Source organism: Arthrobacter sp. NPDC093125, assembly GCF_044754225.1.
Classification (GTDB): Bacteria; Actinomycetota; Actinomycetes; order Actinomycetales; family Micrococcaceae; genus Arthrobacter.
In genome coordinates this window covers 297819-316296 of sequence record NZ_JBIVOQ010000003.1, presented here as the reverse complement: position 1 = coordinate 316296, position 18478 = coordinate 297819, and the positions used below count along the sequence as shown (strand labels likewise).

The window sequence follows — 18478 nt, the reverse complement described above, 5'->3', positions numbered from 1 at the left end:
CGAGATGTACGGGTTGTAGATGGTCGAATGTTGTTGCAAGTTGGCGGGCCCGGCGAGCTGAAAGCCGGAGGCGACGAACAGGTTCAGATCAATGGCTGCCGATGCTATATAGTCCCCAGCCAGCGCCGAGCGTCCGCGAGCCAGCCCAGGCGGACTTGTTCGCCTGGTAGTACACCAGCGTCCCGGACTTTGTGCGTGCCAGGAGACCTTGGGTGCCGGCCCCGCCCAGGCCTCGAGCTACTGTGAGGGACGTGAAGCTTTGCCAGCCCGTTCCAATGACCGGGCGCTTCTCCGGCAGGAAGGAGCCCCGGCCGTTAGTACGGTAGAGCACCATCTGGCCGTTGGGATTTCGAGCGATTATGTCCATGGCGCCGTCGCGGTTCCAGTCGAGCAGGCTGACATCCAGCTTCTGCCAGCCAGCACCGATCTCGACGCCACGGCCGAGTGCCTCACCGGAGGCATTGGCGTAGTGGTACAGCTTTCCGGTGGAGCTGTGCTTGGCCACAACAGACGGAAACTTCTCGGCAGCCTTCCAGGTTCCTATGTCGATGGTCAGGTTCTGCCAGCCGGACGCACCGATGGTCTCTCTGGCGAAGCCACCCCCGCGCAGGGCCCTGTACAGGTAGAGCTGCCCGGCCTTGGTCTTTCCGAGGATGTCGAAGTAGCCATCCCGATTCCAGTCGGTAACGTGAATATCGCTGAAGCTGCCCCAGCCGGTGCCGATCTTTACCCGGGCGTTCTTCAGGTTCCCGTAGTTCCAAAGAATGCCTGAAGAATCAATGGCGAGAACGCTGTCCTGCGACTTGATGGTGGGCGCTGCGGGAGGGGTTGGGGGCGGCGGCGGAAATGAGTGCGTCCACACCACTGTCCCGGTGAGTGCGTAACCGGCGAGGGCACCAGCGTAGACCGTGACGGAACCTGATGCGGGGTACGTGCCGGCCGCGCGCTCGACCCCCTCTATCAGGTAGCGGACTCCGGTCACTGACGGAATCGTGAAGGAGGATGTGCCGAAGGTGGGTGCAGGAGCTTCAACGTTGGTAAAGGGAACCGGCCGGAAGTCCTTGAACCAGGATGCCGTGCCCTGCAGGACGTAGCCGTACACGGCCTCAGCGGTAACCGTGATGGCGTTCGAAGCGTAATAGGTTCCCGGCGCGTGGACAGTACCCTCCACGAAGTAGCGGACTCCCGGTGTGGACGGAATCGTGTAGGTGTTTGTGCCGAAGGAAGGCGCCGCCGGCGTGACGGCCACGTCCTCACGGATCTGGGGCGGTGTGGGGTCGGGCGTGCTGGGACCGGTCACGGTGCCGTCGATCAGCTTCACGGTATAGGTGTGCTCGATCGGCATCCCGTCCCGGACCATGCCCGTGACTTTGACGGTGTAGTTTGTTTCCGCCGCGCCGCTGGGTAGCTGCAGCTGGGGGACGTCAAAGACCACTGTGTTCGGCCCATAGCCGTTCATCGCGTGGTAGGTCGTCGCCATCATGTCAGTGCCGGCAGCGTTGGTGACCGTAACGCGGGCCTTTGAAAAATCTACGTCATGGCCGGATGACAGCGACCAGCGTTCCGGCGGCAGCAGCTGGGCGGGGAAATAGCCGGCGTTCGGGAATGCGATGAAATCCGGATTGACCCGTGTCGCACTGGTACCGCCGCCAATGACGCTGATGGCATTGAACATGCTGGTGGTGCCGATTCCCATGGTGGTCGTCGTGGGGTTCAAGAGCCAGCGGCGGTGCCCCACGTCCGCGTTGTTGTAGCCTTCGTCGTCCATGTACCCCATGACAGCTGTGGATATGGAGGAAATCTCAGGATACGTGTAGTGAAGGTTGGAGGTTGCCGCGCCGGCCTGGCCCTGCGGCGTATAGCACGTCCAATCGCTGGTTGGATAGTGGTTCAGCGCGCCCTTGGCATGCATCATCAGTGCGGCCGCCTGCGCCTTCGCGTTCTGCTCGGCCGTGAGGACGATGCTGTCCAATCCTGAGAGACCGCGAAAGAAGTTGATCGCCGCCGTTCCGCTTGCCAGCGAACTTGCCGACTGGGTTCCCGGATCGCACCCCGCCACTGACCCTGTCCAGTTGATGTCCTCCGCCTCGGAAGGAAGGTAGCGGGTCTGGTACGCGGCCACCACAGCATCGCGCGATTGAGTGTTGATAGCGTTATCCGTCTCGGCTGCCCGAGAAGGCGCGGCAATTCCACCGGAAATAAGGCCAGCAGCAAGCAGCACCGAGGCGAGCCGAGGCATCACCAACTTATTCATTTGTTCCCCCAATGAGGCTCCTGGCACTGACCCGGAAGCCTCTTTCGCGTGACGTCTTCGGTGAGGCCTAAAAGCACCAGACGTGCGTATAGACCTCACGATGAAAGTGAAACCACAACGTAACACCGGTTTTCACTTCAACCTCCGGAAATGCGTCAATCCTTCGACGATATTGAGGTTGATTAGCGGCCGCAGGGAAACCGCTGCCTATCTGCGCTTGCCCCGTAAGGGTGGGCAGCTTCAACAATTCGCGCAAAAGGGCACCGCCCGCGTACCGGGTGTACGCGGGCGGTGCTTTTGCTGATCGGGCCGTGAAGCTCCTGGGAACTAGCTCAGCGAGTTCATGGTGTTCCAGCCGGTGCCGATCTGAAGCTTCCCGAGGAAGCCTCCGGTTCCGCTGCCCCGGTACAGGAAGAGCCGTCCGCTGGCATCGCGGGCCGTCAGGTCGGCCTTGCGGTCACCGTTGAAGTCACCGTTGGCCGTGATGCTGTTCATGGTGTTCCACCCGTTGCCGATCTTGACCTTTCCGAGGAATCCCGTACCTCCGTCGCCGCGGTAGAGGAAGAGGTTCCCGGCAGCGTCACGGGCCACGAGGTCGGCTTTGCCGTCACCGTTGAAGTCACCGGGAGCGACGATGCTGTTCATGGTGTTCCAGCCGTTGCCGATCTGAACGTTTCCGGGGAAGAAGCCACCTGTCCCGTTGCCGAAGTAGAGGTACAGGTTTCCTGCAGCATTGCGGGCTGCCAGGTCGGTCCTGCCGTCATTGTTGAAGTCTCCGGGGCCGAAAATGGCGTTCATGGTGTTCCACCCGTTGCCGATCTGGATCCCTGCGCCGAAGCCGCCTGTGCCGTTGCCCCGGTAGAGCCACAATGCGCCGGCCGAGTTGCGGGCCACGATGTCGGCCCTGCCGTCACCGCTGAAGTCGCCCGGGCTCACGATGGACGTCATGGAGTTCCAGCCGCTGCCCACCAGGGACTTTCCGAGGAAGCCACCGGTGCCGTTGCCGCGGTAGAGCCAGAGCCGTCCGCTGGAGTCGCGGGAGACGACGTCGGCCCTGCCGTCAGAGTTGAAGTCCTGCAGCTTGGCCTTTGCCGCAGTCACGCGCTGCCCGATGTGCACCGTCCTGGTCGCCGTGGCGCTGACGTTGCCGGCGGCGTCCGTGGCGCGGACGTTGAAGAGGTGCGCACCGTTGGCCTGCGCATCCCAGGTCTTGGGCGAGGGGCAGGTGGGATCCCATGTTGCGTTCGTCGGCAACAGCTGGCATTCGAACCGGGCCTGCCGGTCGGCACTGCTGAAGTTCAGCGTGGGAGTGTTGTCCAGGCTCGGAGTGGACGGGAACGGCGATGTTATGGAAACTGTCGGCGCGGTGGTGTCCACGGTGAAAGTGAGCGTCGGGGAAACCAGGTCACCGGCGCGGGCTTGAATACGGTGCACGCCCGGGGACAGTGCGCCCAGCGTGGCGGAATAGGTGGAGCCGGTGACGGTGGCTGCCTGGGGCGTGCCGTCGTCGACAATCAGTTCCACAGGTCCTTCTGTACCGGCGGGCAGTGTGCCCGCGACGGTGGGCGTTGTCACCTTGGTGATGTTGTCCGTGGTGGAACGGCCGCTGTCGCTGGCCGCCACGAGATCCGGAGTCGAGGGGCTGCCGTCGTCGCCCTCGGCGATCAGGCCCTGGACGGTGAAGGTGTCCACCCTCAGCGTATCCACTCCTGGGCCGCCGGCGTCCGGGCCCACGACCTGGACGAAGTTGTTGCCCGATGGGGCTCCGGTGACCCGCCGCGCGGTGTCAATACTGCCGATGGTGCCGGCCTCTGCGCCCTCCTGCCGCAGGAACGAGGCGGTTGTTCCATCGGCGAAGTCACCCAGGAAGGCCCGGCCAACCCCGGCCCAGTCGCAGGGCGTAGTCGGGCTGGGAGTGCAGACGCCGGCGTCGATCGTTTCGTTGATCTCGCCGACACCCCTATCATCATCGACGGCCTCGAAGGTGTGAACACCGTACGGGTGGGTGATGGTGTACTCGGCGCCGATTACCAGATTGCTGAGCCGGAACCGAAGCCGTGCGAAGCCCTGCTGGTCCCCATCGACCACCGCTTCGTTGGCGTGCGCGGCTTCGAGGGCGGCCTCGTAAAGGTCCAAAGTTGTCCCGCCTGACGCCTCAGCAGCGAACCAGAACGCTTCATCCGGGAAGTTATCCGGGTAGGAGGGCTCTGCCGCAGGGTCAGGCAGTTCGGCAAGGCAGCCCTGATTGGCTCGGTAGCAGAGCTGCAGCTTGACCGTGCCGTCCGAATACCAGGTGGGAAAACCGTTCGCCTCATCCACTGGCCCAAAGCCGGCAGTTTCTGCGTTGGCCGGAACAGCAGCCAGCGGCGCCAGCGAAGCGGCCAGCAGCGCACCGGAAACGACGGCGGCAAGGCGGCGGGACGTCGTCGTCATCGGCTGGCGGACAGCCCGACGGGAGCGTGGCGCTCCCTCCGGCAGCTGAGGCCAGTCTAAAAACTTGGAAAACATGGTGGCTCCTCAATGGACACTCGATTCGTGGCCCCCCAGTACCTTCAAGGCCAAGCGGAAAATTCTGTTCCGCCACGAACACGGTGACGCGGTGACCTTGGGATTAACCTTGGATTTAACGCAGCGGGCGGGCAGCAACCGGCCGACTAACCCGGCCCATGCGCCTCACGGTCATCATTTGCACCACGGACACCTTGCTCAAAAGACCCCTCGTTTTGGGGGTACCGCTGCGTTTCGTACCGGTAATTCCCCGCCCGTTAATGAAGCGGCTGCGACGACAAAGGGACCTCGTCGGATCCTGCTGGCGGACGGCAGGAAACACCTCCCCTGACAACTCCGGGAGCCCCCCTGCCTCCAGCGTTTCCGCAAGGTGGGGTTCATACGTTGTGGGCACGCATCATGCGCCCCTATCTGCGGGGGTTTTGATTCTTGACGTTACACAGGGGGTAGTCATGTCAGTTTCACGCCGTCAGGCACTGCAAATTGGCGGGGTAGGCGTTATTGGGGCTTTGGGGCTGGCCGTGCCCCTCTCGTCCGTTGACGCCAAATCCGCCAGCCAGCTGAGCTCCAGGAACATGCCGAAGCTGTACCAGCGGGCGCTGCCGATCCCGCCGGTGCTCTCGCCCAAGAGCACCACCATCGGGGCCGACGGCCAAAAGACCCACCTTTACCAGATCGAGCAGACCGCCGGCATGGCCAGCATCGTTCCCGGACTGAGCACACCGATTCTGGGCTACAACGGATCGTTTCCGGGACCGACCATCAAGGTGAACCAGGGTGAGCGGATCACGCTGGAGATGGACAACCTGCTGCCGCTCTTCCACCCGCAGTGGGGCTACCGCCTGGACACCTCCACCCACCTCCACGGTTCCGCCTCACTGCCCCAGTACGACGGCTACGCCAACGACGTCACCGGCCGGGGGATGTGCAAGGACTACGAGTACCCCAACTTCCAGCCGGCCCGCACCCTCTGGTACCACGACCACGCCGTGCACAACACGGCCCAAAGCGTGTACTCGGGACTTGCCGGGCAGTACCACCTGCACGACGAGGTGGAGCGGAACCTGCTGCCGCAGGGCAAGTTCGATGTGCCGCTGACCATCTCCGATGCCATGTTTGCCAGCAACGGCGCCCTTGGCTACAACGACAACTCCCACTCGGGCCTCTACGGCGACGTCATCCTGGTCAACGGTGCACCCTGGCCCGTGATGAAGGTGCAGCGCCGCATCTACCGCTTCCGCATCCTCAATGCCTCGATCTCCCGCTCCTACCGGTTCCAGCTCAGTACCGGAGACGCGGTCACCATGGTTGGTACCGACGGCGGCCTGATGCCGTCCGCGCAGCAGGTCACCTCCTGGCGGCATGCCGGCGCGGAACGCTATGAAATCCTGATCGACTTCTCCAAATATCCCGTGGGCAAGAGGGTGGAACTGCGCAACCTGTCGAACAAGAACAACATCGACTACGACTACACGGGCAGGGTCATGGCCTTCGACGTTACCGGGGACCCGGTGGACACCTCAGGCCCGGCCGCCAAGGTGATGCCCACCCTGCTCACCGGCAGCGCCGTGATGGACCTCAAAACGTCCCAGTCGGTCAAGACCCGCAGGATGCGGGTCAAGAGGGACAACAGCATCTGGACGATCGGCGGGCTTACCTGGGACGAAATCGTAAAGAGCGGCTACAAGAAAGTCCTTGCCGATCCGGACCTCAACGATGTCGAGATCTGGGAAATCGAGAACAGCTCGGGGGGCTGGTTCCATCCGGTGCACATCCACCTCATTGATTTCCAGGTTCTCAGCCGCAACGGCCGGCCGCCCTTTCCCTATGAGAAGGGGCCGAAAGACGTTGTCTACGTCGGTGAGGGCGAGACCGTGCGCCTGCTGATGCAGTTCGGGCCGCACCGGGGGCGGTACATGATCCACTGCCACAACCTGCCCCATGAGGACCACGACATGATGGCCCAGTTCAGTGTGGGCTACGACCCCAAGGACCCCGACCCCAACGATCCGATCGAAGCCGTGAAGCCCCATCGGATCGACGAGGTGGTGCCGGTTCCGGATGAAGCGGCGGCGGACACCTCGGACGCCACGGAGACCGCACAGGCTACGGCAACCGAAACGGCACAGCCCACCCAGACGAGCGGTTCCACGACGGCAAATGAAACAGCAGCGCCTGTAACCGCACAGCCGGCTGTTCAAAAGGACGTCGTCACCATCACCACCGCCAGGCACCGTCTCAGAAAGGACATCGATTTCGCCGGCACCTCGAAGACCACCGGCACGACGGCGGCGGGAACCGTGGTGCTGTACGACGTCACGCCGGGCCGGGCAGCGGCACGGATCGGCACGGCCTCCATCAATGCCCTTGGCAACTGGTCCTGGAAGACCAAGCCCGGGCCGTCGCGCCTCATTACTGCAGTCCGGGCAGAATCCAGCCGCGGCGGCACCGCGACGGCGGTGGTACGCACTCGCTGAGGAATTGACTTTCAGCTTCCAGGACGAGAATGGCGTGCGCTGATTTTGTCGAAGTAATGCGGTGACTGTGCAGGTATCCGTCGTAAATCTTGATCGAAGCCGCAGATCATGATTGCAGCAGGCAGCGACAGACAATCGACGGTGAAAGCGAAGGCAGTCAAAGTGGCAACAAGGGCAGAAAAATCGAACTACCGCTACAGCGACTTTTACTGCTTCATGTCACTCGCTGACTTCACCGCGTACATTTCCGTTGACGACGTCGACGGGGATGGCGGCGTCTCGATTAGCCACCGCTACGATTCGGCTGCATAAACCGGGAGCCGCGTTCTAGCTTCGGTCAACGGCTCCGGTGTCACCGGCGCCGCGAGCACAGTTGGCGCAGCAGTACATGACTCCCCCGCTCTCGGTGCCGTGTCCGATGACCCGGCAGCCGCAGTGGGCACAGGTCGGAGCCATGGCATGGATGGCGCACTCGAAGCTGTCGAAGGTGGCGGACTGGTCACCTCTTGTGATGGTGAAGGCCTTGTCGTAATCGTTGCCGCAGGTGTCGCAGATCGCCATGACGAGCTCCTTTGATCGGAAGACGAGTTTTGTGTCGGCTGAAGTCAGCAGAGTGGCTTCTTCCATTAGTAGGCGCCCAACCGTCACTGAGCACAAGACCAATCGCGGGACCTGCATCCAGCGATTTTCCGTCTTCAACGCCACCTTCGAGGAAAGCGTCAGCGATTGAGAGCCATCCATACGACGGCCACCGTCACCACGGCCAACAGAACCAGCCCTATATAAGAGAAGGCCCGCAGCCGGCGCTGCCGTGCATTGTGCTGCTGGAAGCGGTCACGGCGTGGTTTCCCCATGCGTCCGACGCTAGGAGGAAGACCTTGGGCTAACCTTGGGCCACGTGGGACGGCGGCTCAACTGATTGAGGCGATATCGGAGTTCCTCGCTCAGGCCTCAGGCAGGCGCCCGGCCAGCCCCTGGAGCGAGGGTGCACGGCCCAGCTCGACATGGGCAAAGGCCAGCGCCGCCGCCAGTTCCGCCTTGCCGTCGTAGATGGCTTGGCACAGGCTGAGGTGTTCCGCGCACTGTACCTGCGGATCACGGTGCCCGGTCAACGTGAAGAGCCACTGCATCCTGCCCAACAGGGGCTTCATGGAGTACTCCAGCAGAGAGTTGCCGCCCATCGAAACGATCTCCGCATGCAGTGCTGTGTTTATGAGTGGTATCTGCTGATGGTCATGGCGCAAGGTTGCGTCTTCTGCCTGATCCATCATCTGCTGCAGCCGCGCCGACGACTCGCCGCGTGCCGAGGCCTGGGCCGCCAGGCGTGCGGCGAGGACTTCGAGGCTCAGCCGTACGTCAAAGAGTTCGTTGACGTCGCGCAGCGTGATCTGCTTGACGGTGGCCCCGCGCCGCGGGGAGGTGTCGATGAAACCTTCGGCTTCCAGCTGCTGGAGGGCCTCCCGGACAGGTACCCGGGAAACATCCAAGGCATGGGACAGCTCGCGTTCCCTGAGCCGGGATCCCGGCGCAAACTCACCCGAGATGATCAGCTCACGGATCCGTGCCCGCGTAGCATCCGCCGAGGACGCGGGGGATTCCGCCTGGACTGCCATTGGTGCCTCCCGTTATTGCCGGCGTCTTACGTCCGCCCTGTCTCAGCTATTCAGCTCCACATGGGTGCCGATCCCCTGGCTGAGGGCAGCGTCATACAGGAGCCGGCCGATGGCAAGATCCTGCAGACCGATACCCACCGAGTTGAACAAGGTTACGTCCTCGTCCCCCAGGCGCCCTGTTTTTGTCCCTGCCGCCACGTCACCAAGTTCGGCTTCCACATCGTCGAAGCCCATCACGCCTTCGGCCACCGGGATGATCAACCCGCCGGACTTGGCCTTAGCCGTGGCGAGGCTGTCCACGAAGACCCGCGCCCGCACCATGCCCGCTGAATCGATTTCCCGGTGGTCCGGCCGGGGACGGGATCCGACCGCGTTGACGTGCAGTCCCGGCTGGAACCACTCCCCCTTGACGAGCGGTTCAGCGGCCGGCGTGAGTGTGCAGAGCACGTCGGCGCCTTCCACGACTTCCCGTGCGGTGGCAGCAGGCGTGATGTTGAGTCCATAACGGGAAATTTCCTGGCGGAAGGCAGCGACGGTGTCCGCCGAACGGGACCACACCAGAACGTTTTCAATCGGCAGGACGGCCAGCATGGCCTCCACATGCGCCACGGCCAGGGCGCCGGCCCCCACCAGTCCCAAGGTGGTGCTGCCTGGCCTCGCGAGGAGCTTGGACGCGACGGCGCTGGCGGCTGCGGTGCGGACCCTGGTTGGGACTTTGCCATCCAGGATGGCCAGGGTTTCGCCCGTCAGCTGGGATACGAGCATGATGGTGGACCGCTGGGTGGGGAGGTTGGCTGCCCGGTTCTCCGGGATGTCCGCCAGCAGCTTTACGGAAGCGAGCTCCTCGGACCCGGACAGCGCCGCCATAGGCAGGAACCTTGCATCGGAGGCTGGCAGGAGAAGTGAATCCGGCGCGGGCTGGACGGCGGTGCCCCGGCTGAGACCGGCAAAGACGCGTTCGACGGCGGCGATGGTCCCCGGCATATCGGCCAGGGACTGGAGCTCGGAGGCCTTAAGAATCAGGGTCATGGGTCGCTTTCTGGCTAGGAGGGCGCGTGGTAAGGGAAGGGGCGGCGTCCGGTTACCGGGCGCAGCCGTTGGTCAGGGGTTGTTCCGCACAAGGACTCCCTGCGCCACCACGGCGCCGATCTGCTCCAGGGCTGACGCACTCTTCAGCGGATCAGCGTTCACAATGACGGCATCTGCATAAGAACCGCGGACCAGACGTCCGGCATCCCTACTCCAGCCGAGCAGGGCAGCGGCATTGACTGTCGCTGCCCTCAGCGCATCCAGCGGAGACAGCCCGGCCTCAGCAAGCAGACGCGCTTCCGTGCCGATCGGCGTCACGTCGGACCCGAAGGAGTCCGTTCCCGCCACGACCGTCACACCGGCTTCGTGGGCGGCCCGCACTGCCGCCTTGATGATGGGCGTGTATTCCCGGCCGCGTGCGGCAAGGACGGGATCGGAGGAGCCTGCCATGCTGGTGATGGCATCCATGGTGGGCGTGAAGTACGTCCCGCGGCTGGCCATCCGGGAGATGGTCTCCTCGGTGACGAAGACGCCGTGTTCGATGCTGCGCACACCCGCCCGGACCGCGCCGTCAATGCCCTCCGCGCTATAGGCATGGCAGAGCACGCCCGCTTTGCCCGCGGCTTTGACCACCGCGGACAGTTGGTCGTAGCCGTAGACGAGTTCCCGGGGGTCCTGTTCCGCCAAGCCTGCACGCGGATTGGCCCGGGTCTTGATCACCTGGGCGCCGCGTTTGAGGTTGACGCGCGTGAGGTAGGCGAGGTCCGTATGTTCGGTGACTCCCCCTTGCAGGGACGCGAGCGGCGCAAGGTCCGGGTCCGCCAGCAGCGAGTCCCCCAGCTCGGGCGAAATGAACAGGCCCGCCGGGCTCATCCGGGGCGACGCGCCGGCGGCCCATTCAGGCAGTGCAGCGAGGGCGACGTCCTGGTAAAAGCTGCTCGAGCCGCTCCGGACGCTGGTCGCCCCGCCCTGCAGGATGGCCGCCGCATCGGACAGCGCATTGGCATGCACATGCACGTCGATGAGGCCGGGAAGGACCCAACGCCCGGAGGCATCCACCATGCGCGCCCGGCCGGCCAGGGCGGCGACTGCACGCCGGGTTTCGTCACGGCTGCCGACGGCGCTGACCCTGCCTTCTTCCAGCACCAGGACACCGTCTTCCACTGCATTGCCCGTCTTGGGGTCCACGATGGTGCCGCCCTCGATGATCATGGGCGGAGGTGGAACGGGGCGGCCGGAATGTGGGGCGTTGCCTGCCGCCTTTGCGGCGGGCGCGCTTCCGAGCTGGGCGGCAAGGCTGGCAACCGAAATTCCGGCGAGCGCGGCTGCCCCGGCAAGGACGCCGCGGCGCGGGACAGCACTGGCGGGCAGGGCTGCAGGGGTGTGGTCGTGCAGGCACATGGTTCTCTCCAAGAAGGTGGGCGGCGCCCGGGGAGCGGGCCGCATCAGCAGGTCAGGGTCGGGGTGCTGCAGAGGGGGAGGAACGTTCCCACCATGCGCTGCAGCCCTCGGACATTCCCCAGAATACCGCTTTTGGTATACCAAACCAAGAGTATGGGTCGACGAGTTTCTTGTGGGTTCCTGCCACCACGCTTCCCCCGCAGCAAACAGCACGCCCCTTTCCCGGCGGGAGAAGGGCGTGCTGCAAGGAGCCGAAGGAACTACAGGCCGGCAGCCGGCGCCGCGACCCGGGACGGCGGATAGGTGGGCGGAAACAGCTCGTCAGGCTCCCGCAGTTGCCCGTCCCGCTCCGAGTAGGCCGCACGCATCTGGTCGAACAGCCGCTGCCCCTCGGCGCGCAGGGCGCCGAGATCGATGCCAGGGAGCGCACCGCCGACGACGACGGGACGTCCCGCCACGAAGGTATCCGTCACCTGGCGGGCCGTACCGTTCAAAACGAGTGTTCGCAGAGGATCTTCGATGACGCCGTCCCCAAAGTTGCCCAGCGAGGCTACCGTGATGTCGGCCTGCATGCCGGGGGCAATCCGCCCCAGGTCAGCCCGCCCGAGGGCCCGCGCGCCGCCGAGCGTGGCGGCGTCGAAATAGTCCGCCAGCTTCCCGGCATCAGGCCTTTCCTCGAGCATGCGGGCCAAGTGCATCCCGACGTCCATGCCCCGGATGAGATCCGGCGGAAAGGAGTCAGTGCCCAGGCACAGGTTGACGCCTGCTGAGCGGAAGCGGTCGAACGAGACAAGCTGCTTCTGGTACCGGAAGGACGTCAGCGGGCAGTGGACAATGCTGACGTTGTGCCTGGCCAGCAGGTCGAGCGGGCCTCCTGGAGCCAGCGCGCCGGGGTCCTTGCCGTTGATCACCACGCCGTGCGGAATGAGCAGGCGCGTGCCGAAAAGCCCCGTGGTCTCAAGGAGTTCCAGGACTCTGCGTCCGGCGGACCGCTTCAGGAGGTCGTCCTCGAGCGGGGACTGGAGGCAGTGAAGACGCACCAGTGCGTCCCGCTCCCGGGCGATGCGGGCCGTCTCCCGCATAAGGCCTTCAGACAGCGTCTCGATGCGGCACGGCAGCAAGACCCCCGTGACGAGGGGGTCTGCGAGACTTGCGGCGTAGTCCAGGAAGCGTTCGGCATCCCGCAGGGCCGCGAGCCCTTCGGCTTCGTCAAAGTGGACCTCGCGGGCACCTGCGGCAGTGGTGACATGGACCCCGGAGCGGTAGGCTGGCCCCAGGTAGCCACGAAGCCCGATGCGGAGGCTTGTCTCTGTCATATCCACCAGCTCATCGAGGCTCTCGGCCCAGGAACTATGGATCTCTGAGGCGATCGGCATGTACGTCGTGACGCCATGCAATGCGAGCTGCGCAAGGGCGAATTCGCGAACCTTGGCCCGCTCGGCCCGGGTGAACACGTCCCTTCGGCGGTTGGCAAAGTAGTCCTCGGACCACAGGTGGCCGGCCGCGACGTCGGGCGCGGCCCACGAGTCCAGGATGAGGTGGTCGATGTCCGCCAGGGCATCGAGATCAATCAACCCCGGCATGATCAGGCTCTGCCCGTAGTCGCGCTCCTCATCCACCGGCCCGTCGTAGCCGCGCCCCACGAAGACGATCGAGTCTCCCTGGAAGACGACTTCCCCGTCCTCGATGAGCGTGTGCTGTTTTCCGTCTGATCCCAAAACGTACCGGGCCGAGATTTTCGTAAACAAAACGTGCCTCCTTGCACAGGGGCCGGGGGCTTTCCCGGCGAACGAAAAAATGTGACTTGCCTCTCAATGGGTACGAGTATACGGTACTTGGTATACCGAAACGCATATTCCGCCATATGGAACTGCGGCTTCCCCTCCCCCAATCCCCCTCGAAAGGCCTGCGTCATGCGCAATGAAGCGAAGACCACAGTCGGCTCCGCGCCTGCCTTAGTGGACGTGACCCCCACGCGTTCTTTCCGTGCCCGCCCCGCCCTCTGGCTCGCAATGATCGGAACCTCCACCGCCATATGTGCCGTGGCCATCATGATCGGAACCCATAAGTTCCACCTTGGCCCGGCCGCCATCGTCCTGATGCCCATACTCTGGACGGTGCTCATCGGAGGATTCCTCGGCGTCCAGAAGTGGAAACCAATCGGAGGGCGGGCACGGGCAGTGTCCACCCACCTGATGGACGTATCCATTGTTTTCTTCCTCGCAGGTCTCGGCACCCAGATCGGCCCGTCGCTGACCAAATTCACCAACATCGGCCCCGCCATCCTCCTTCAGGAGGTCGGCCACGTGGTGGGCACGGTGATCCTGGCCCTGCCGGTGGCAGTGGCACTGGGGTTGGGCCGCACGGCAGTCGGCGCCACCTGGTCCATCGACCGGGAGTCGTACCTTGCCTTCGCCATTCAGCGTTTCGGCGTCCGCTCCCCCGAGTACCGCGGCGTCTTCGCGGTGTGGGTGCTGGGCAGCGTCTTCGGTGCCGTTTTCATCTCCCTCCTGGCCGGCCTGCTCGGCGGGCTGGACTTCTTTGACCCGCGGGCCCTTGCGCTGGGCCTCGGGCTCGGGTCCGCCTCCATGATGCTCGGCGGCGTCGGCGCCCTGTCCATCCTGTATCCGGAGATGGCCGGGGAGATCATGGCCCTCGCCGCCCTGTCCAACCTCGTCACCAACATCGTCGGCTTCTACGCAGGCGTCTTCATCGCGCTGCCAATGTGCCAGAAGCTCTACACGATGTGGTCCCGTCTGTTCGGACGCGACGACCTCGGCCGCCGTGTCCGGAGCGGTGTCCTGGTCGGAGCTGCCCGCGGAACCCACGGGAGCACCTTGAGCCCGGCAGGCCAAGCCGGGGCAGCAACCGAGCCGGATGAAGCACCGGGCGCAGACACCGTGGATGTTCACGGCGTCGAGGAGGACCCCACTGTTGTCCGGACTCCATGGACGTGGCTCACCGCGTTTGCCGCAACAGGCGTGGCGGGCGTGCTGCTCAACGCCCTCGGCACCGGATCCACCCGGCCGCTGGATGTCCTCGGCGTGCTCATCCTCCTCACCCTGACCGCCGTCGCGCTTGTTCTTGCGAAGCTCGTCCCGGCAGTCCCGTCAAGCATCTGGGTCCTGGCCCTGGCCACCATTGCCTCTGCCACTTTCCTGCCCATCGGCCCCTTCATCGCCTCCTCCACCCAGCACATCAACGTCCTCTTTGCCGGCCTGCCCATGATCGCCCTGATCGGCATGTCGCTCGGCCGGGACGTCAAGGCGCTGCGGTCGTTGAGCTGGAAGATCGTCATCGTCGCCCTGATGACGTTCACGGCGAGCTTCGTTGCCGCGGCAGCCATCGCCCAGGTTGCCCTGAACTTCTAGTTGCCCTGAATTTCCAGTTGCCTTGGACTTCTAGTCCATGCTGCTGTGGGAGGGTACCGGCCGCACGCCGGTACCCTCCCCGCTGTCAGCCGCGTCTCAGACACCGCCACCGCCACCGCCGCCGAAAGGAATGACCGATGCTTATGACCAATGTCCGCCCATGGGGCGGGGACGCAGTGGACCTTGAGGTCCGGGAGGGGCGGATTGCCGCCCTTCATCCCGCGGGGACCGCCGTCGTCGGTGCAGGCGCTGGAGGTGACGCGGTGGACGGGCGCAACAGGATCGCCATTCCAGCGTTCACTGACGTGCACGTCCACCTCGACTCGACCCGGATCGGGCTGCCGTTCCGGGAGCACACGGCGCAGCCCGGAGTATGGAACATGATGTGCAACGACCGGGAAAACTGGCGCGACACCCCCATCCCCTACAGGGATGTGGTGGCGGGAACGCTGGAACGGATGATTGCACGGGGCACCACCCGCGTCCGTTCCTACGCCCAGATCGACGCCGACTGCAAGCTGGAGCGCTTCGAGGCGGTCATGGCCGCCAAGGAGCGCTTCGCCCGCGCCGCCACAGTAGAGGTCATGGCCTTCCCCCAGGCGGGTCTCCTGCTTGAGGACGGCACGGTCCCCCTCCTTGAGGAGGCGCTCCGTGCCGGCGCCACGACCATCGGCGGCATTGATCCCTGTCAGCTGGACCGGGACCCGGCCCGCCATTTGGACATCGTTTTCGGTCTGGCAGAGAAGTACGGGGTCGACGTCGACATCCACCTGCACGAGCCCGGCCACCTTGGGGTCTTCAGCGCGGAACTCATCTTCGAACGCACCCGCGCACTCGGGATGGAGGGGCGCGTTTCGCTCTCCCACGCCTATGATCTGGCCAACGTCCATCCCGATGTGACCGCCCGGCTCGTGGAGCAGATGGCCGAGCTTGACGTCGCCTGGGCGACGGTTGCCCCGGCAAGCGGCGGTACCCAGTTCGACCTTGCCCAGATGACCGGGGCCGGGATCCGCGTGGGGCTGGGCGAGGACGGCCAGCGGGACTATTGGAGCCCGTACGGCAATTGCGACATGCTGGACCGTACCTGGCAGCTGGCCTTCACCCACCGGCTGCGCAAGGACCGGCTGATCGAGCACTGCATGGCGATCGCCACGATCGGGGGCGCCTCCATCCTGGACCGCACCGTTCCGCGCCTCACCAGCCCGGACGACCGGCCCGGCCTGGCCGTTGGAGACCCGGCAGACATCGTCTTGGTCGACGGCGAAACCATCACGAGCACCGTCATGGACCGCGGCAGGGACCGCACCGTCATCCACGACGGCAAGGTCGTCGCCGACGGGTTGTCCGTTCTAGCGCGCTAACAAGAAGACTCCCGGTACCCGCCGCAGTAATCCTGCTGGACAGTAAGTTCTTGCCCCAGCCCAGAGTACAGCTCCGGTCGACGGCTCCGGTGACACCGGCGCCCCAGCGCAATTGGCATCGCCTAGCAAACGTTCATGCCAAAATCGCCGACGGCCGCTACGCAAATTCTGCGCAGCGGCCGTCCGACAACGGAAGACGTGGCGTATCAGTTCCAGCCGGTACCCGCGGAGGTCCGGCCTAGCCAGGACCCTGTTCCGCTGCCCTTATACAGCCAGAGAACGCCAGCAGCATCCACGGCGAGAACATCGTTCCTACCATCGCCGTTGAAGTCGCCACGGCCCGTGATGGTGCTCATGGCGTTCCAGCCGCTACCCGCCCGCAGCCGGTTCAGCCAACCGCCTCGCCCGTTGCCGGGATAAAGCCACAACGTTCCACTGCTGTCGCGCGCCAGCACATCAGCCTTGCGGTCACCGTTCATGTCACCAGGCCCGACGACGGCGGTCATCACGTTCCAGCCGCCGCCCGCCCGAACGCGAGTAAGCCAACCGCCACGCCCATTGCCAGGATAAAGCCACAGCGTTCCGCTGCTGTCGCGGGCGAGCAGGTCAGACTTCCCGTCTCCGTTCAGATCCCCCGGGCCAACAATCGAGGTCATCCCGTGCCAGCCATTACCTGCCCGGACCCGAGACTGCCAGCCGCCATGCCCATTGCCCGGGTACAGCCACAGGGTCCCGGCAGTATCGCGGGCCAGCACATCGGCCTTCCGGTCACCGTTAAGGTCCCCCGCCCCAACAAGCGAATTCATGATGTTCCATCCGCCGCCGGCCTTGATTCGTGCCAGCCAGCCGCCACGCCCATTGCTGGGGTACAGCCACAAGGTTCCGCCACCGTCACGGGCGAGCACGTCCGCTCTGCCGTCACTGTTCAAATCTCCCGCGGCAACGACCATGGTCATGCGGAACACAGCCTTGAAGGTCGTTGCCCAGGAGGTTACGGAACCAGCTTTGAGCACGTAGTCCGGCTTGGCCTTGGCAACAACACTGACCGTGCCTGTGCCCGAATAGGTGCCGGCTGCAATTGTCTTGCCTGCGATCAAGTAGTCAACGCCGTCGATGAACGGGACCGTGTAGGTGTCCTGGGCGGTGCCATCCTTATCCACGAACACCACAGCAGCCGGAACCACCTCATACGGGGTCGCCTTGAACGTCGCCGTCCACTCCGCGGCGGCGCCGGCCTTCAGCACGTAATCAGTCTTCGCCCTGGCAGAGACCTTGACGGTACCGGCACCCGGGAACGAGCCTGCTTGGACGACCTTCTCCCCGAGAAGGTACTCCACACCCTCGGTGGCGGGAACAGTGTAAGTGTCCTCGGCGGTGCCGTCCTTATCCGTGAACCCCACAGCGCCCGGAACCACCTCATATGGGGTCGCCTTGAACGTCGCCGTCCACTCCGCGGCAGCACCGGCCTTGAAGAGGTAATCCGTCTTCGCCCTCGCGGTCACAGTTACCGAACCCGTGCCAGGGTAAGTGCCCGCCTCCACGACCTTCCCACTAACCACATACTCGACGCCGTCAGACGTCGGGACCGTGTACGTATCCTCCGCCGTGCCGTCCTTATCCGTGAACACCACAGTGCCCGGAACCACCTCATACGGCGTCGCCTTGAACGAGAACGTCCACTCCGTCACAGCACCGGCCTTGAACACGTAATCCGTCTTCGCCTTGGCGGTCACAATTACCGAACCCGTGCCAGGGTAAGTGCCCGCCTCAACGACCTTCTCACCGACCAGGTACTCAACGCCCTCAACGGCCGGGACCGTGTACGTATCTTCCGCGGTGCCATCCTTATCCGTGAACACCACAACCGCCGGGACCACCTCATACGGGGTTGCCTTGAACGTCGCCGTCCAATCAGTGACCGCACCGGCCTTGAAGACGTAATCGGTCTTCGCTTGCGCGGTGACCGTCACCGTCCCGGTACCGGGGTAGGTTCCGGCCTCGACGACCTTCTCACCCACCAGATACTCAACGCCGTCAGCCGTCGGGACCGAGTAGGTATCCTCGGCGGTGCCGTCCATTTCCGTGAACACCACAGCAGCCGGAACCACCTCATACGGGGTCGCCTTGAACGAAAAATTCCACTCCGTGACAGCTCCGGCCTTGAAGGCGTAGTCCGTCGTCGCCCGCGCGGTCACCGTCACCGAACCGGCACCCGGGTAGGTGCCCGCCTCAACAACATGGTCACCGACCAGGTACTCCACACCCCCAGTCGTAGGGATCGTGTAGCTGTCCTCGGCGGTGCCGTCCTTATCCGTGAACACCACGCCAGCCGGGGTTACTTCATACGGCGTTGCCTTGAACGAAAACTTCCACTCCGTGACAGCTCCGGCCTTGAAGGCGTAGTCCGTCGTCGCCCGCGCGGTCACCGTCACCGAACCGGCACCCGGGTAGGTGCCCGCCTCAA

At 64.5% G+C, this 18478-nt stretch carries 12 protein-coding genes; 4 read left to right on the top strand and 8 right to left on the bottom strand.

Going from position 1 to position 18478, the window contains the following annotated elements:
• Positions 1–88: 88 nt before the first annotated feature.
• Positions 89–2254: a CAP domain-containing protein gene (locus ACIP9X_RS08700; protein ID WP_400479314.1), complete on the bottom strand. Its 2166-nt coding sequence runs from the start codon at positions 2252–2254 to the stop codon at positions 89–91.
• Between the two features lie 327 nt (positions 2255–2581).
• The gene (locus ACIP9X_RS08695; protein WP_400479313.1) at positions 2582–4762 is read right to left on the bottom strand and encodes an FG-GAP-like repeat-containing protein; all 2181 of its coding nucleotides are present in this window, start codon (positions 4760–4762) and stop codon (positions 2582–2584) included.
• A 452-nt stretch (positions 4763–5214) separates the two neighbouring features.
• Here ACIP9X_RS08695 and ACIP9X_RS08690 point away from each other — a divergent pair, with 452 nt between their 5' ends.
• A complete protein-coding gene (locus ACIP9X_RS08690) occupies positions 5215–7239 on the top strand; it encodes a multicopper oxidase family protein (RefSeq protein WP_400479312.1) in 2025 nt (674 codons plus the stop codon).
• Between the two features lie 162 nt (positions 7240–7401).
• Positions 7402–7551: a hypothetical protein gene (locus ACIP9X_RS08685; RefSeq protein ID WP_400479311.1), complete on the top strand. Its 150-nt coding sequence runs from the start codon at positions 7402–7404 to the stop codon at positions 7549–7551.
• 15 nt (positions 7552–7566) lie between these two features.
• On the opposite strand, the gene ACIP9X_RS08680 is transcribed toward ACIP9X_RS08685, so the two are convergent.
• The 5 genes from ACIP9X_RS08680 to ACIP9X_RS08660 form a co-directional block, all read right to left on the bottom strand.
• Positions 7567–7866, bottom strand: a complete 300-nt coding sequence (locus tag ACIP9X_RS08680) for a hypothetical protein (protein WP_400479310.1) — start codon at positions 7864–7866, stop codon at positions 7567–7569.
• A gap of 317 nt (positions 7867–8183) precedes the next feature.
• Positions 8184–8852: a GntR family transcriptional regulator gene (locus ACIP9X_RS08675; RefSeq protein WP_400479309.1), complete on the bottom strand. Its 669-nt coding sequence runs from the start codon at positions 8850–8852 to the stop codon at positions 8184–8186.
• Between the two features lie 42 nt (positions 8853–8894).
• Positions 8895–9881 (bottom strand): ornithine cyclodeaminase family protein, encoded by a 987-nt coding sequence (locus ACIP9X_RS08670; protein ID WP_400479308.1) that lies wholly within the window; start codon positions 9879–9881, stop codon positions 8895–8897.
• A 72-nt stretch (positions 9882–9953) separates the two neighbouring features.
• The gene (locus ACIP9X_RS08665) at positions 9954–11282 is read right to left on the bottom strand and encodes an amidohydrolase family protein (protein ID WP_400479307.1); all 1329 of its coding nucleotides are present in this window, start codon (positions 11280–11282) and stop codon (positions 9954–9956) included.
• 260 nt (positions 11283–11542) lie between these two features.
• Positions 11543–13030, bottom strand: coding sequence for an amidohydrolase family protein (locus ACIP9X_RS08660; protein WP_400479306.1), 1488 nt, complete (start codon positions 13028–13030; stop codon positions 11543–11545).
• A gap of 165 nt (positions 13031–13195) precedes the next feature.
• On the opposite strand from ACIP9X_RS08660, the gene ACIP9X_RS08655 reads away from it, so the two are divergent.
• Both ACIP9X_RS08655 and ACIP9X_RS08650 read left to right on the top strand, forming a co-directional pair.
• Positions 13196–14653 (top strand): DUF3100 domain-containing protein, encoded by a 1458-nt coding sequence (locus ACIP9X_RS08655; RefSeq protein ID WP_400479305.1) that lies wholly within the window; start codon positions 13196–13198, stop codon positions 14651–14653.
• Between the two features lie 137 nt (positions 14654–14790).
• Complete coding sequence (locus ACIP9X_RS08650) at positions 14791–16014, top strand: amidohydrolase family protein (RefSeq protein ID WP_400479304.1); 1224 nt, start codon at positions 14791–14793, stop codon at positions 16012–16014.
• Between the two features lie 206 nt (positions 16015–16220).
• On the opposite strand, the gene ACIP9X_RS08645 is transcribed toward ACIP9X_RS08650, so the two are convergent.
• Positions 16221–18478 (bottom strand): FG-GAP-like repeat-containing protein (locus ACIP9X_RS08645; RefSeq protein ID WP_400479303.1); only part of this gene is annotated, 2258 nt, incomplete at its 5' end.